Annotated in this window: 15 protein-coding genes and 1 pseudogene; 7 read left to right on the top strand and 9 right to left on the bottom strand. The window is 71.3% G+C overall.

What is annotated here, in order from left to right; translation table 11 throughout:
* Window positions 1-4 precede the first annotated feature (4 nt).
* Entirely contained in the window at window positions 5-628 is a 624-nt protein-coding gene (locus C2L58_RS27765; RefSeq protein ID WP_103340634.1) for a TetR/AcrR family transcriptional regulator C-terminal domain-containing protein, read from the bottom strand.
* 28 nt (window positions 629-656) lie between these two features.
* On the opposite strand from C2L58_RS27765, the gene C2L58_RS27760 reads away from it, so the two are divergent.
* Window positions 657-788: a hypothetical protein gene (locus C2L58_RS27760; protein WP_369904247.1), complete on the top strand. Its 132-nt coding sequence runs from the start codon at window positions 657-659 to the stop codon at window positions 786-788.
* Window positions 789-1,618: 830 nt separating this feature from the next.
* On the opposite strand, the gene C2L58_RS49925 is transcribed toward C2L58_RS27760, so the two are convergent.
* Entirely contained in the window at window positions 1,619-1,789 is a 171-nt protein-coding gene (locus C2L58_RS49925) for a hypothetical protein (RefSeq protein ID WP_199191472.1), read from the bottom strand.
* On the opposite strand from C2L58_RS49925, the gene C2L58_RS27755 reads away from it, so the two are divergent.
* Window positions 1,775-2,155 carry an STAS domain-containing protein gene (locus tag C2L58_RS27755; RefSeq protein WP_233225970.1) on the top strand — a complete coding sequence of 127 codons (381 nt, stop codon included), beginning with the start codon at window positions 1,775-1,777 and terminating at the stop codon, window positions 2,153-2,155. The two genes, C2L58_RS49925 and C2L58_RS27755, sit on opposite strands and share 15 nt — an antisense overlap.
* Here C2L58_RS27755 and C2L58_RS27750 read toward each other — a convergent pair.
* Window positions 2,125-2,547 carry a DUF2188 domain-containing protein gene (locus C2L58_RS27750; protein ID WP_103340632.1) on the bottom strand — a complete coding sequence of 141 codons (423 nt, stop codon included), beginning with the start codon at window positions 2,545-2,547 and terminating at the stop codon, window positions 2,125-2,127. The two genes, C2L58_RS27755 and C2L58_RS27750, sit on opposite strands and share 31 nt — an antisense overlap.
* Window positions 2,548-2,634: 87 nt before the next feature.
* On the opposite strand from C2L58_RS27750, the gene C2L58_RS27745 reads away from it, so the two are divergent.
* Window positions 2,635-3,819 (top strand): ANTAR domain-containing protein, encoded by a 1,185-nt coding sequence (locus tag C2L58_RS27745; RefSeq protein ID WP_158264181.1) that lies wholly within the window; start codon window positions 2,635-2,637, stop codon window positions 3,817-3,819.
* Between the two features lie 85 nt (window positions 3,820-3,904).
* Here C2L58_RS27745 and thpD read toward each other — a convergent pair whose 3' ends face one another.
* The gene (gene thpD / locus C2L58_RS27740) at window positions 3,905-4,834 is read right to left on the bottom strand and encodes an ectoine hydroxylase (protein WP_103340630.1); all 930 of its coding nucleotides are present in this window, start codon (window positions 4,832-4,834) and stop codon (window positions 3,905-3,907) included.
* Window positions 4,835-5,222: 388 nt separating this feature from the next.
* On the opposite strand from thpD, the gene C2L58_RS27735 reads away from it, so the two are divergent.
* Entirely contained in the window at window positions 5,223-6,221 is a 999-nt protein-coding gene (locus C2L58_RS27735) for a chemotaxis protein CheB (protein WP_103340629.1), read from the top strand.
* 213 nt (window positions 6,222-6,434) lie between these two features.
* Window positions 6,435-8,288 (top strand): CheR family methyltransferase, encoded by a 1,854-nt coding sequence (locus C2L58_RS27725; protein ID WP_146073694.1) that lies wholly within the window; start codon window positions 6,435-6,437, stop codon window positions 8,286-8,288.
* 64 nt (window positions 8,289-8,352) lie between these two features.
* Here the strand turns inward: C2L58_RS27725 and C2L58_RS27720 are convergent, their stop codons facing one another.
* The gene (locus tag C2L58_RS27720) at window positions 8,353-9,333 is read right to left on the bottom strand and encodes a chemotaxis protein CheB (protein WP_103340627.1); all 981 of its coding nucleotides are present in this window, start codon (window positions 9,331-9,333) and stop codon (window positions 8,353-8,355) included.
* Window positions 9,334-10,080: 747 nt separating this feature from the next.
* Here C2L58_RS27720 and C2L58_RS27715 point away from each other — a divergent pair.
* Together C2L58_RS27715 and C2L58_RS27710 are read left to right on the top strand one after the other, a co-directional pair.
* Entirely contained in the window at window positions 10,081-11,214 is a 1,134-nt protein-coding gene (locus C2L58_RS27715) for a GAF and ANTAR domain-containing protein (RefSeq protein ID WP_233225969.1), read from the top strand.
* Between the two features lie 81 nt (window positions 11,215-11,295).
* Complete coding sequence (locus C2L58_RS27710) at window positions 11,296-12,039, top strand: ATP-binding protein (protein ID WP_233225968.1); 744 nt, start codon at window positions 11,296-11,298, stop codon at window positions 12,037-12,039.
* 286 nt (window positions 12,040-12,325) lie between these two features.
* Here C2L58_RS27710 and C2L58_RS50745 read toward each other — a convergent pair whose 3' ends face one another.
* From C2L58_RS50745 to C2L58_RS27700, 4 genes and pseudogenes are all read right to left on the bottom strand, one after another.
* Entirely contained in the window at window positions 12,326-12,607 is a 282-nt protein-coding gene (locus C2L58_RS50745) for an alpha/beta hydrolase (protein ID WP_233225972.1), read from the bottom strand.
* 60 nt (window positions 12,608-12,667) lie between these two features.
* Window positions 12,668-12,899, bottom strand: a pseudogene (locus C2L58_RS50740) (alpha/beta hydrolase); the annotation flags it as partial.
* Window positions 12,900-12,901: 2 nt separating this feature from the next.
* Entirely contained in the window at window positions 12,902-13,204 is a 303-nt protein-coding gene (locus C2L58_RS50735; RefSeq protein ID WP_233225967.1) for a hypothetical protein, read from the bottom strand.
* Window positions 13,205-13,450: 246 nt separating this feature from the next.
* The gene (locus C2L58_RS27700) at window positions 13,451-14,095 is read right to left on the bottom strand and encodes a TetR/AcrR family transcriptional regulator (RefSeq protein ID WP_233225966.1); all 645 of its coding nucleotides are present in this window, start codon (window positions 14,093-14,095) and stop codon (window positions 13,451-13,453) included.
* Window positions 14,096-14,130: the final 35 nt, after the last annotated feature.

Raw genomic sequence — 14,130 nt, 5'->3', positions numbered from 1 at the left:
GCCCTCACCCCGGACGCAGCCCGCCGATCAGCAGGTCGAGCTGGTATTCGAAGTCCTGCACGCAGTCGCCCGCCTCCAGCGCGGGCAGCACGCGGAGCAGGCTCGGCAGCTCCCCCGCCGCCGCCATCCGGCGAAAATACGCCACCACCGGCTCGTCCCGCACAGCCGGGGCGCCGGTCCCGGCGGTGCCGGTGAGCACCGAGCCGAACAGCATCCCCAGCAACGACCGGTAAGCGCGTGCCGCGGCCTGCTCGTCCAGGCCCGCGTCGAGCAGCGCCCGCAGGAGCGCGTCGATCACCCGCAACGCCCCGGCCGAGCGCGGGTTCGCGGCCTGCGCCGCCAGCGCCCGCACGACGACCGGATGCCGCGTGAAGCTCGCGTGAAGCCCTTCGGCCAGCGTCCGGAGCCGCCCGTCCCACGGCAACGCGGGATCCGGCAGGGACACCTCTTCGAAGACCCGCGCGGTGAGGCCGTCGAGCAGGTCGCCCTTGTTCTCGACGTGGTTGTAGAGCGACATCGCCTCGACCCCGGCCGCCGCCGCGACCTTGCGCATCGACAACGCCGCCAAGCCCTGCTCATCGGCCAGCCGCAACGCCGTCTCAAGGACTTTCTCGCGAGTCAGAGACATACTTACAGTGTACGCATACACTGTAAGTATGGACGCCGAAACCGTGCTCACCACCACCCGATCCGTCCGCCGCAAGCTCGACCTCGACCGCGAAGTGCCCCAGCACGTGCTCGACGACTGCCTCCGCATCGCCCAGCAGGCGCCCGCGGCGGGCACCTGATCAAAACGGCCACGTGCGCTACAACTCCGGCCGGCACGTCTCCGACAACGGCGGCGACCTCGTCACCCTGTTGACCCGGCTCGTCGCTTCACGGGCCGTGCCCGTCACCGACATCGTCCTCATCGGACACTCCATGGGCGCGCCTGGTGGCCAGAAGTGCCCTCTACCAAGCACAAGAGCGGAAGGCGCCCTGGCTGCCGCTCGCGAGCCGGCTGGTGCCTGGGCACCCCGCACACCGGAGCGCCGCTGGAACGCCGCGTCGCTCAGCTTGCCGGGCTGCTGAGCAAGTCATCCCTGACCAGCCCCCTGGCCCGCCTGCTCGCGAGCCGCGGCGACGGCATCCAGGACCTCGCCCACGGCTACGTCCACCGGACCCAGTGGGCGACCGGCGCCGAATCCCCATGGCCGCCGGAAGGTGACCCAGGAATCCGCCGGTTGTTCGTGTCCGCGACGCTGTCCCGGACCGAAGGAAGCACTCGGGGCCGCATCGCCGGCGACCTGCTCGTGTCACCGTCACCGACCACGACCTGGCCGAAGACGCCGACACCGCCTGGCTCGGCGGGCTGCACCACGTCAGCCTGCTCCAGGACGACGCCGTCTACGGAAACGCTTCTCGAGTGGCTAGGCACAGACAGCCGGCAGGGCCGTGGGGTCAGCGGTGGAAGCAATACTGCATCGGGCACGCTGAGCGACGAGCACGGCTGCGGCGACACGCGCTCGGTTGCGAGTGGCCGCGCTCGCTTCTGACCGGTCGCTCACGGCGTTGGCGCAGAACGTCGTGTCCCGTCGTGGGCGCGGGCTCGTGCTTCGTTCGAGCGCCGGTTTGGGCCTCACCCGATCGGGTAGTCGACGCGGACGGCCTCCACCGGGCCGCAAACCTGCTCCGGGGACGGTGTGTACATCATGACCAGCGACTTCGCGACGTTCAGCGACTGGCCGAAGGAGTGGCGGTCGTGACCGGGTCTTCCCGGCCCGAGCGTCTCGAGGTGGTGCTTTCGCACCGGGACTCCGGCGGCGCCGTCCTCGTGCTCTACGGCGAACTCGATGCGGGCACGGCCCTCAAACTGGAGCAAGCCGCCGCCCAGCTGTTCACCGCCGAGTATCCGCCCGAGGTTCTGCTCTTGGACTTGTCCGGCCTGGCCTTCCTGTCCGTCGCCGGGGCACGTGCGGTCCTCGCCGTGCACGAAAGCGCCGGCATGTCACGCGTGCGAGTGGTCACCGGGGACCGGCCCACCGTGCGGCAATTCCTGCACGCCACCCGTTTCGACGCGGTCCTGGACTGCTACCGCACTCGGGTCGGGGCCATCGCCGCGGGCAGCCGTGCCGAATTCGTCAGTCAGGTGAAGACCATCTGGGACGCCGGCTGACGGCGGCGCGATGAACCGAAGTGGACCCGCTTCCGCCCAGCGGAGGTCTGTGGGGGGTCGACCTGCGAGCGGAAGCGGGAGAACAGGGCCGGTGCGGGGGCACCTCTCGACGAAAGGGTCAACACGGCTCCGGCGTGACCGGGGTCTTTGAAAGGCAGAGCGTCACGCGTGACCTCCGTCGAGCTGATATTGTCGCTCGCCCCACCGTTTTCACCGGGCCGGTCAGGACGCGGCCGGTGGTCGCGTTCACTGTCGATGCCGCCGTCGGCGGTGTGGACCAGGTGGCCCTCCCGGCGCTTCTTCGCCGCCAGCCGGCCGGCGACCACGGCTTCGACGCGGCGCGGCGAGGTGTTCGACGCACGGATGCCGCCTTCGTCCCGGTTCTTCCACAAGCGGGGGTTCGGGGCCGGTTCGGTCCGTCGATGTTTCGCCGCTCGCGAATCGGGGTATGCGTCCGGCCCCGGCGTGAGGAGGCACGCGTGGACGCAGGTGAGCGCGGCGTGCGATATCCGCCGTGGTCGGCGGAACTCGTCCCCGCCGGCGAGCGACCGGTCGTCGTCGTCACCGGTGAACTGGACCTGAGTGCCGGGCCCGGGTTCGGTGACCGGGTGCAGGAGCTGGCCGCCGACCTCGCGGACCCCGTGGTCGACCTCAGCCGAGTCACGCTGCTCACCGCGTCCGGCGTCCGGCAACTGCACGCCGTGGCCGACGCCCTCGCCGCCGGCGGCCGGTGCTTGCGGGTGGTGTCGGGCACCGGCATCGTGCTGCGGGTCCTCCGTGCCGCGCAGGCCACGGACGTCATCGACACCTACGTGACGCTGGGCGCGGCGGAGAAAGCCCTGCGGCGCCTCGCCCCGGACGGACCGGCCGAGCTGGACCGGCTCCGGGACGAAGTCGCCGACCTGCGCTCGAAGCTCGCCACCCGGCCGGTCATCGCGCGGGCCCTCGGCATTCTGCAGGAGCGCTACCGGCTGGCCGACATGGACGAGGCGTTCCGGCTGCTGCGGTACGCCTCCCGAAACCACAACGTCAAACTGGTCGTCCTGGCGAAAGCACTCGTGGAACTGCCTCGTCCGCGCGACCGCACCTGGCTCATCGGCCCGTTGCAGCGCCAGGCGCCGTCGTTGAGCTTCGCCGTCGACCGCTCCGGAAAAACGCCGGCAACCGTCTTGGAGCTGCTGCTGCAAGTGACGCTGGACCGCACCGGCGCGGCGGCGGGGTACGCCCAGTTGCCGCACGAAACCGGAGCCGGGCTGCGCTTGGCCGCGGTCCGCGGGCTCGGCGCGGAGTTCACCAAGGCGTTCGCCCACCTCGATGGCGAGCAGTCGACGTGCACGGCCGCACGGGTCAGCGGCGCGGCCGTGATCAGCGCCCACATCGCGCGGGACCCGCTGTACTGCCGGCCGGACACCCGGCATGTGCTGCTCGGCGTGGGGTTCGCCGCGGCCTGCAGCATCCCGCTCCAGGGCCACACCGCAGGCTGTGCCGGCGTGCTGACCACCCTGCACGAGGCACCCGGCCCTGTCCTCGACGGCCCGGAGTGGGAGCGGGTGCACGATTTCTGCCGGGAGACCGGCGCCTGGCTGCACTGGTACCGCCACCGCGAAGTGCTCGCGGCCCTGCAGGACCTCCACGCCCGGGTGACGGCGGGGCAACTCCGGTGACCACGGGGTCACCCGATCGCCCGCTGGTGCTTCGCCCGGCATGCCCTCGCCGTCGAAAGGCCGGCCCGGCGGTCCGAAGAGGCGGTCATTCCGTTCCACCATCGCCCTCCTCGGTCCGGCGCAGCGGGCTGACGTCCCGCGCGGCCACGTACGCCGGCCGCCGGTCCGGCGCCGCAAACGGTGCGGCCGGCGGGTTGTCGACGCTGTTGAACACGACGAAGAGGTTCGAGCGCGGGTAGGGGGTGATGTTGCCGCCCGAGCCGTGCAGGACGTTGGCGTCGAACCACAGCGCGCTCCCGGCGGCCCCGGTGAACTGGTCGATCCCGTGCGCCGTGGCCAGGCGGGTGATGTCCGCCTGCGCCGGCACGCCGATTTCCTGCTCCCGCAACGAGGCCCGGTAGTGCTCGGCCGGGGTTTCGCCGGCGCACGGGACGAACGTGCGGTGCGACCCCGGGATCAGCATCAGCCCGCCGTTGTAGGGCAGGTTCTCGGTCAACGCCAGTGACATGCTGACCGCCCGCGGTGCCGGCAGGCCGTCTTCGGCGTGCCAAGTCTCGAAGTCGGAGTGCCAGGAGAAGCCCTTGCCCACGAAACCGGGCATGCGGTCGATCCGGCTCTGGTGGACGTAGACGTCCGAGCCGAGGATCTGCCGGGCGCGGTCCAGCACCCGCGGGTCGAGGACCAATTCCCGGATCAGCGGACTGGTCCGGTGCACCTGGAAGATCGACCGGACCGCCCCGGACCGCTTCTCCCGCACGACCCGCGGATCCGACGCCGACCCGGGATCCCCCGCCAGCCGGGCGAGCTCCGCCCGCAGGGCCGCCACCTCGATCGCGGCCAGTAGCCCGGGCACGACCAGGTAACCGTTCCGGTCGTAGCCGGCCAGCTCCGCCGCGGTGGCGGGCCCCGGCGGACCACCGGGCCAGACGACGGGGTGACTTCTGGGGATCGGTGTGGTGGGCTGCCCGGTTCTGGTCGGGTAACGGTCGGTGATCGCGGTCGCCGTGACGGACATGGTTTCCCCCGGAATCGATCGGGATGCACACCGACGCCGTGAGGGACGCTCATCACCGGGAACACGGACAAAGCCGCTCCTCCGGACGACGGTGCGGCGCGACGAGGCGCCGGCAAGCCAGTGGCCTACTACGACCACGTCGTGGTGGGCCGGCACGTCCGGAGAGCTGGAGACGGACCGGCAACAGTTCAGCAGCGTCCGCAACGGCCGGCTCCGCCTCGGCCTCTCGGCTCCGCAATGCAGCACCACCGCGCGACCGGCACCCTCGACCGGCCCGTCATCGACTCGGGCGGCGTGCGGGTCCGCGGCGCGGTGCGGGGCCCGCCATGGCGCTTACCCGAACGGAGACGACGCGGCTACTCTAGGAGAGGGCACCCGGAGGTGAGCCATGGCTGTCCAGCGGGATCTGGTGGTGATGGGCGCCTCCGCGGGTGGGGTGGAAGCCCTGCGCGTGGTCGTCCGGCAACTGCCCGCCGACTTCCCCGCCGCCGTGCTCGTGGTGCTGCACCTCGCTCCGTCCGCTCCCACTGCCCTGCCGCAGATCCTCAGCCGGGCGGGCCGGCTGCGCGCGGAGCCGGCCACGGACGGTGCGCCGCTGGTCCCTGGCGTGATCCAGGTGGCGCCACCCGACCACCACCTGCTGGTCGACGACGGCGCGGTGACCTTGGCCCGCGGCCCCACGGAGAACGGGCACCGTCCGGCGGTCAACGCCACCTTTCGCTCGGCCGCGCTCGCGGCCGGGCCGCGGGTGATCGGCGTGGTGCTGTCGGGCTCGCTGCACGACGGCACCAGCGGCCTGTGCACGGTCGTCGAACGCGGTGGCCTCGCCGTCGTCCAGGATCCGGCGGACGCGCTCTACGCAGGCATGCCCGAAAGCGCCCTCGCGCGCGTCCCGACGGAGCACGTCTACCCCGCCGAGGTACTCGGCAAGGCACTCGACCAGCTCGTGCGACAGCAGGTGGAACCGGTCGCGGTGGCGCCGCCCTCGCCGGCGTTGCTGCTCGATGACCGGATCGCGCGGGACCGGGTCCGGCGAAGCGCCCTGGCCGAGCACGCGCCTGCATCGGGCTACACCTGCCCGGACTGCCACGGAACCCTTCTCGAAGCCGGCGACGAGCCGGCCCACTACCGCTGTCGTGTCGGCCACGCCTGGACGGCCGAAGCCCTGCTCGCGGCGCGCGGTACCGAGTTCGAACGCGCCCTGTGGACGGCATTGCGCTCGCTCGAGGAAAAAGAGGAAATCGCCGAGCGGATGAAACGGGACGCCGAAGCCCGCGGGCATGCCGGCACCGTCCGCCGGTACACCGAAACCGCGCGAGAATGTGCCTCCGCCGCCGGAACTCTCCGCCAGTTCGTGTTGTCGCTCGGTCCCGAGGCGGAGCGATGACCGGCGTGCAGCTCGTCCCCGAGTTCCGGGCCGGCTCGGTCGCCGGGTAATGGACGGAGCCGAGCTGATCGCGACCGGCCTCGGGCTCCGGCTGGTCGCCCGGGCAGCGCGGCTCCCGGGCTGCGGCAGCCGGTCACGGGGCGGCGGAAAGGTCGTGTGGGCCGTGTTGCCCCGGCACGCCGGGAGGTGCGGCGGCGGGTAGCGTGTCGGAGCGTGACGGATCCCGTTCTGGAAGACGACGAGTTCGAGTCGGTGCTCGCCTACCTGAAGGAGTCGCGGGGCTTCGACTTCACCGGTTACAAGCGCAGCAGCCTGCGCCGGCGGGTCCTGCGCCGGATGAACCAGGTCGGCGTCGACAACTACGTCGACTACATCGACCAGTTGCAGGTCAACGCGGACGAGTTCGCCGCCCTGTTCAACACCATCCTGATCAACGTCACGGGCTTCTTCCGCGACCCCGACGCCTGGGAGTTCCTGCGCGAGCACGTCATCCCGGCACTGCTCGCCGAACGCAGCCCCGAGGAGCCCATCCGCGTGTGGAGCGCCGGTTGCGCCGGGGGGCAGGAGGCCTACAGCCTCGCGATCGCCTTCGCCGACGCGATCGGCGTGGAGGCGTTCCGGCAGCGCGTCAAGATCTACGCCACCGACGTCGACGAAGAGGCCCTCACGCAGGCTCGGCACGCGGCCTACACCTCCGCGGAGGTCGAGGGCCTGCCCGAAGCGAAGCTCGAGCAGTACTTCGAGCTGCAGGGCAGCCGGTACTGCTTCCGCAAGGACCTGCGCCGTTCGGTCATCTTCGGCCGCAACGACCTGGTGCAGGACGCCCCGATCTCGCGGATCGACCTGCTCGTCTGCCGCAACACGTTGATGTACTTCAACGCCGAGACCCAGACGAAGATCCTCGAACGGTTCCACTTCGCGCTGGCCACCCGGGGCCTTCTCTTCCTCGGCAAGGCCGAGATGCTGCTCAGCCACACACGCATCTTCGAGCCCCTCGACCTCAAGCGGCGGGTGTTCCGCAAGGTCGCCGGGACGCCCTCCGGTTACAGCCACTTCGTCACGCCCGGCGTGCCCACCCGCCGGGCGATCGACGTGTCCGGCCTCGAGGAGCTCCGGGAGAGTGCCTTCTCGGCGAGCCCGGTCGCCCAGGTGGTCGTGACGGCCGATGAAATCGTCGCCCTGGTCAACCAGCAGGCGGAGATCGCCTTCGGGCTCTCCGACCGAGACGTCGGCCGCAGCCTGTGGGACCTCGACGTCTCTTACCGGCCGGTCGCGTTGCGCCCGTACGTCGAACAGGCCCGGCTCGAACGCCGCTCTCTCCGGATCAAGGACGTCGAATGGCGGCGGGCCGGCGACGTCGCGTGGTACGAAGTGCACGTCAACCCGCTGGTGGACCGGGACAAAAGCCTCCTCGGCGTCTCGGTGGTGTTCCACGACGTCAGCTGGGCGCGGCAGCTGCTCACCGAGCTGGAGCACAGCAACCGCCAGCTCGAATCGGCCTACGAAGAGCTGCAGTCAACGAACGAGGAACTGGAAACCACGAACGAGGAACTCCAGTCCACGGTCGAGGAGCTGGAGACGACCAACGAAGAGCTCCAGTCCACGAACGAAGAGCTCGAGACGATGAACGAAGAGCTGCAGTCGACCAATGACGAGCTGCAGACCATCAACGACGCGCTGCGCGACCGCAGCCTGGAACTCGACGAGCTGAACGACTTCCTCGAGTCCGTCCTGACCTCGATCCAGGCCGGGATCATCGTGGTCGACGCCGAAATGCGGATCAAGGCCTGGAACCGGGGGGCGGAGGACCTGTGGGGCGTGCGGCGCGAGGAGGCCGAAGGCGCTCATCTGCTCAACCTCGACATCGGGCTCCCGCTGACGGAGCTGCGACCCACCGTCCGCGACGCGCTGGCCGAGCCCGACTTCCACGCGGAGCTCAACTTGAACGCGGTCAACCGCCGGGGCCGGTCGGCGACGGTCCGGCTCGTGTGCAGCTCCCTGCTGGCGGCGAACGGCCAGAGCCAGGGTGCTCTCCTGTTGATGGAGGAAGTGCGGCAGACTCCCTAAGCCGAACGCTGCGGCAGACCCCGGTTCGCGGCCGCCCCTGACGGCCACGCGGTCGGCCGGGCCCTCAGCCTCGACCGACCACTTGGCGCCGGAGCACGTCGGCGGCCTCGAGCGTCTCCCGTGCCTGGACGTCGTACCGCTCGGCGATCTGGTCGCTGCCGCGTTCGCGGGCCAGCGCGGCCAGCCGACGGCACAGCGAAGCCTTCTCCTCGAGGGCGCGCATGCCGGTCCACAAAGCGTGCTCGACAGCGTCGCCCTGGGCGGCGACCAGTGCTTCGGCGGTCCAGGCGTGCCCGACGCGGCAGCGGTAGCGGAGGCCGTTGTCGATGTCGGCGAGCACGCCGTGACAGTCGGGGCACGCGAACTCGGAGGGTCGGCCCACAGCACTCATTCCCTCTCCGAAGCGTCGCGCGCTCGCGATCTCGTTCTCCCACCGCAACGCCTCGGGCGCGGGTCCGGAATCCGCCTCGACCAGCTCAAGGGTGACCTTGGCAAGCACCTCGCCGATGCCGGCCGCCGCCACCACGTGGTCGGGGCTGAGCACCTGCAGCGCATGCTCCGGCATGGCGGGGTACAACGCGTCCCGCGGATCCTGGACCACCACGCGGGCACCCTGTCCGGCGAGCGCCTGCAGTCCCGCCACTCCGTCGTCCAGCATCCCGCTGAGCAGCACACCGGTCACCGCGGCACCCCGCGCCACCGCGGCCGAGCGGAACAAGGCGTTGATCGCGGGACGGTGACCGTTCTCGGTGGGCCCGTGCGACAGGGCGACAGCGCCGTCGGACACCAGCAGGTGATGGTCCGGTGGGGCGACGTAAACGCGCCCGTGTTCCAGCGGTTCGCCATGGCGCGCGACTTGGGCCGGCAGGGGGCCCGCGCGGTCGAGGATCGCGGGCAGGGCACTCGTGCCCCCGGCGGGCATGTGCAGCGCGACGAGAACGGCGGCCGGCAGGTCGTCGGGCAGCTGGGCGGCCATGGCGCGCAAGGCTTCGACACCACCGGCCGAAGCACCGACGACGACTATGTCCCGCGGCCGGACAGTCATGGGGGCCTCCTCGTGGTGGGGGTACCCACCTGAGGGCGAGCGAACCCCTGACGGCGGTTTCCGATCGTCAGCAGAGCACCCGGGAACCAATCGTGGCCGGCGCCGGCCGGTGACGGTCCTCCACCTCGGCGGCCAAGGCGCGGGGCGCGCCGTCGAGGACGATGTCGGCGGCGGACCGCGGAACCCGGACCTGAGCGGGCGGCGAGGACATCGTCGACGGGTACCCCGGGCCCACGGAGCTGCCGCGGTCGTAAGGGTTTGACCACCGGCGAGCGGCACGGTAGAGCGGCAGACGGCCGCCGTGATCGGCACCCGAGGCGGCGGACTCCCCGCTCGCCCGAGGAACCCACCTTGGCCCGGGGGCCCGCGCAGGTGGCCTCGGAGACCGTCGGCCCCCCGGTCGTCCGGACCCGGCCGCGGCGACCGGCCGGGGTCTTTTGCCACACCACGATCGCCGGGTTACGCAGGCGACCCCACGGGTACTCCATTCGGGTACGCCGTTCGGACAGCGGGGGAGGTGGGACATGAGTACCGGAGCCGAGGTCGTGGCGGTGGACGCCGAACAGGCCCTGATCCTGCGGGTAAGCGGGACGCTCGGGGCTGAAACGGCGCAGGCGACACTGGCCGAACTGCTCGACGCGACCGTCACCCTACCCGCCGCCGCACCTGGTGGTGCTCGACCTGCGCGACGTCGGCCATCTCTCGGCGGCCGGGGTCCGGGCACTCGGCGAGTTCGCGGTGCGCCGCGTGCAGGATGGCGTTCACACGGCGGTCCTGCTCGAACCGGACGCTCTCAACGCCAAAATCCTGCACAGCAGCCTGCCCGACGGCACCCTGCCGGTGCACGCCAGCGTGGAGGAAGCGCTCGCCGACGCCCCGGCGCGGGGCGGTGAACGGCACCTCGGTGCCCAGCTGGCGGAGCTCACCCGGATCCTGCTCGACGCCACCAGCGTCAGCCAGGCCCTGCAGCACGTGGTCGCCGCGACGACGGTCGTCATCCCGCACGCCCGGCTGGTCAGCATCACCCTGCGCGATCCCGGCGGACGCTTCTTCACCCCGGTCGAGATCCCCGACATTGCCGCCGACCTCGATGACGTCCAGTACCGCACCGGGTCCGGGCCGTGCTTGGACGCCGCCCGCCCCGACGGCCCCGCCTACTCCCTCGACCAGGACCTCTCCCGGACCTCGGCCTGGCCCCAGTTCGCCGCCGTCGCCACCGCCCACGGCCTCAACGCCGTCCTCTCCACCGCCCTGCTGCCCGCACAACGCGCCGGGGTCGGCGGCGCCCTCAACATCTACGCCCACCGCGGCGGCATCACCGAGACCGACCGTCACTGCGCCCTGCTCCTGGCCACTCACGCCTCACTCGCGCTCCAGCAGGCCCGCGGCGCCGAGATCGCCGACCTCGAACGCACCCACCTCCACCGCGCGATCGCCTCCCGCGACGTGATCGGGCAAGCCAAGGGAATCCTGATGGCGCGCCAGGGCATCGACGCCGACGCCGCCTTCCGCCTGCTGCGTCGCGCCTCCCAGGACCTCAACGTCAAACTCGCCGACATCGCCGCCGCCCTCGTCCGCAACCACACCACGCTGGCCCCCCGTCGAAGGCGAGTGACGCCGCCGAAGGAGAGCAGCTGCCGCCCCGGCCGAGATCGGCGCAGCGCGCCCGCCGAGGCGCGGCTCCCGGGATCGGCCTGCCTCACCCACTCGCCGGTGGTCTCGAACCCGGCAGCACCGCCGTCACCGGCAGCACGCCGGCCACCACCCCGCGGGGGCCCCGGCCGACCGACGTTCAAGCCGTGCCGACACCCGCGCTCCCGTGCCCAGTGGCCACCACAGCCGCTCGCGACCTGCAGGAATAAAACGGCCCGGACGGGTTAACCTGGGTCCAGGGAATTCGATGACGTGCCACTCCCCTGGCATCACGCTGCGGCTGCCCCGCGCCGCGGAAAGGCGAGGGTCATGGCCGAAGTGCAGATGGAACTGACCCGGCGGGCGCGGTCGACGGTGCTCACCGTGACCGGCACCCTCGACCTGCACTCCCACGCGACAGTGCGTGACGGCCTGCTCAAGGCCGCCACCGAAGCACCGGACGGCCTGATCGCCGACGTCTCCGGTCTCGGCTTCGCCCACGACGCGCAGCTGAGCGTCTTCACCCTAGTGGCCATGCGGCTGGGCGACTGGCCGGGCATCCCGTTCGCGCTCGTCACCCGGCAACCAGACCAGCACGCGGTGCTCCGCCGCTCGCCGATCACCCGTTACGCACCGGTACACCGGGACGCGGCCGAAGCCGAACGCGGGTTCGGCGACCCGGTGCGCCGGCGCGCGGTCCGCGACTTTCCCCGTGCCGACACGACGGCGGCCCTCGCCCGTGACTTCGTCACCGAAGTGTGCCGAGCGTGGGGTGTTCCCGCACTGATCGGAAACGCTCTCGTGCTCGTCACCGAACTGGTGGAGAACACCCTGCAGCACACCCGCTCCCGCCCCGAGGTCCGCATCGACCTGCGCCGCGGCATCTGCACGATCGCCGTCGCCGATGACGATCCGCGCCCGGCCGAGCTGCACGAGCGGCAGACGACGACGGAACCCGGCCTCGGTATCAAGCTCGTGGCCCAGTTCGCCCGGGCCTGGGGCTGCAGCCGGACGTGGGCCGGCGGCAAGGTCGTCTGGGCCACCCTGTGTGTTTCCCGGGACGTCGGAGAATAATCACGCCACGTTCCGGAAAACCGCCGCGATTCCCCTGAAAAGGTGCGTGCAGCAGCTCTTCTCGGCCAATCGGACGGATTGCCCAGTGGATGCCGGACGTGCAACAGCGGCTCGGCGGAATTCCTCGATGATGTGTCGCGCCTCGTCCACGAGTGCGGCTTCCGCGGCTCTGGTCAGCAGCTGCGGCAACCCGGGGCTCGCCAGAGCCAGCCCGGCCGCCTCTGGCCAGCTGGGGACCTACGGGGTCACTGACGGGCCGAAATCAGCCGCTGATTTGGGGGTGGTATCACCGGAGATCGGCCTGCAGTCGGCCCGCGCTGTTGCATTCGGCGACGATCAACGTGTCGCCTCGGTAGGCGATCAGATCGATCTCAGCGACGGGTGAGCTGCTTCGATGAACGTGATCTCGGCCAGGAGCGAGGAAGTCGAACGCGTGGAACGCGCCCGGCCGCACATGCAGCTCGGCGTCGCCGCCCGCCGCCCGCAACCGCCCGGCGTAGGCGACAGTCTCGTCCCGGAACGTCTCCGCCGATCCGACGTCCGGGTAAGCGGGCGGAAGGCCGGTCAGTCGGGTACATCAGCAGCTGGCCCGCGACCGCCACCTCGCCACGATCCCGGGCGAGCAGCGCGAGACCCGCGGCGAGATTGCTGCCCGCGCTGCCGCCGGCGAGCACGATCCGCCCGTCCCCACCGATCCCGGCCGCGTGCGCGGCGGTCCAGATCAGCCCGGCATAGGTGTCCTCCAACCCCGCCGGGAACGGGTGCTCGGGCGCGAGCCGGTAGCCGGCGGACACCACGACGACCCCGAGCCGGTGCACCCAGTCCAGGACCAGATCGATCCCGAACCGGTTGTTGCCCATCATCAGCCCGCCCCGTGGGTGGTGTACACGACCGGCGGACCGGCCGGCCGGTCCGCGGGACGGATGATCAGCAGCGGGACTCGCGGGCCACCGTCGGCGCCGCTTACAACGCGTTCCTCGACTTCCGGCCGGGAGTCGGCGGCGATTTCCGCGACGGAGGGCACGTCCTCCAGCAGGGCGGCTCGCTCGGCGGCCAGCATGTCGACGGTGATCCCGGTGGCGATGGACTCCAGTCCGGTGGCAGCGAGGGCCGCCCCGAGCTCGGGATCGAACGGGGGCGGTGGCGTGAAGGTGGTGTTCGTCATGGGTGCGAAGAGCACGGCGTCAAGCTCCAAAGGATGTTCCAACAGCGCCCCTGCTGAACAGGTCCTGGGGTTCTGCTGCTTGTCGGCGAAAAGTTCGGCGAGGTAGCCGAAACGTCGTCAAGAGAGTCGTCGCGGGGCCGGCGGGGTTCGAGTCGCTCGGCCGGCGGTGCGCGACGGTCAGCACCGACCCCGCGGTGCGCGGAACCCGGGCGGCGATTCGCCGGCAGCGCTTCCTGCGGGTGCGCGTCAGGCTTTCCTCGGCAGGTGGCCGTACAGGAAGGTGTGCACGCCCGCGCGGGCCCTGCGGTCGATCTCCGGTTCGAGGGCGGTGGCGCTGAACTCGGCGCGGCTGACCGTGGTGTCGGTGATCAACGCCATGAACTGCTGGGCGGCGACCTCGGGATCGCGGACCACGATCAGCCCACGGCCGGCGAGATCGGCCATCCGGGCGGCCAGGGCGCGCCGGGCCCGGAACGGCCCGGCTTCCTGCCAGCTCTCGACCAGGTCGCGGGGGAAGCGGTCGGACTCCCCGCGCAGCCGTCGTACGACGCGGAAGTGGTCCTCGAACTCCGGGTTGGGGCGAACCCACTCCTTCGCCAACGCGACCAGGGCGCTCTCCAGATCGGTCACCTCGCCGAGGTGCTGCTCGATGAGGGCCTCCCTGGTGACGGCGACCCGGGTCGAGCTCTCCAGCAGCACGGTGGCGAACAGTTGTTCCTTGTTCTCGAAGTGGTTGTAGATGGTCCTGGTCGAGACGTCGGCTTCCGCGGCGATCATGTCGATGCTCGCGCCGAGGTAGCCCACGCGCCCGAAGACCCGCAACGCCCCGTCGAGGATCGACCGGCGCTTCTGGGTGCGGCGACGCGGCGCGCTCGTGGTTTGTCCTGTCAAGGCCGCTCCCATCCTCCGGGACACCGTCGCGATCC

Source organism: Amycolatopsis sp. CA-126428 (assembly GCF_002904335.1).
Taxonomy (GTDB): domain Bacteria; phylum Actinomycetota; class Actinomycetes; order Mycobacteriales; family Pseudonocardiaceae; genus Amycolatopsis.
Note: the sequence above shows the minus strand (reverse complement) of the source record. Positions and strands in the feature narration are given on the sequence as shown.

Bases quoted from the DNA above. Each gene is read 5' to 3' on its own strand.
- C2L58_RS27760 (WP_369904247.1), top strand. From the start codon at position 657: ATGGACGCCGAAACCGTGCTCACCACCACCCGATCCGTCCGCCGCAAG.
- C2L58_RS27720 (WP_103340627.1), bottom strand. From the start codon at position 9,333: ATGACTGTCCGGCCGCGGGACATAGTCGTCGTCGGTGCTTCGGCCGGT.
- C2L58_RS27765 (WP_103340634.1), bottom strand. From the start codon at position 628: ATGTCTCTGACTCGCGAGAAAGTCCTTGAGACGGCGTTGCGGCTGGCC.
- C2L58_RS50735 (WP_233225967.1), bottom strand. From the start codon at position 13,204: ATGACGAACACCACCTTCACGCCACCGCCCCCGTTCGATCCCGAGCTC.
- C2L58_RS27710 (WP_233225968.1), top strand. From the start codon at position 11,296: ATGGCCGAAGTGCAGATGGAACTGACCCGGCGGGCGCGGTCGACGGTG.
- thpD (WP_103340630.1), bottom strand. From the start codon at position 4,834: ATGTCCGTCACGGCGACCGCGATCACCGACCGTTACCCGACCAGAACC.
- C2L58_RS27735 (WP_103340629.1), top strand. From the start codon at position 5,223: ATGGCTGTCCAGCGGGATCTGGTGGTGATGGGCGCCTCCGCGGGTGGG.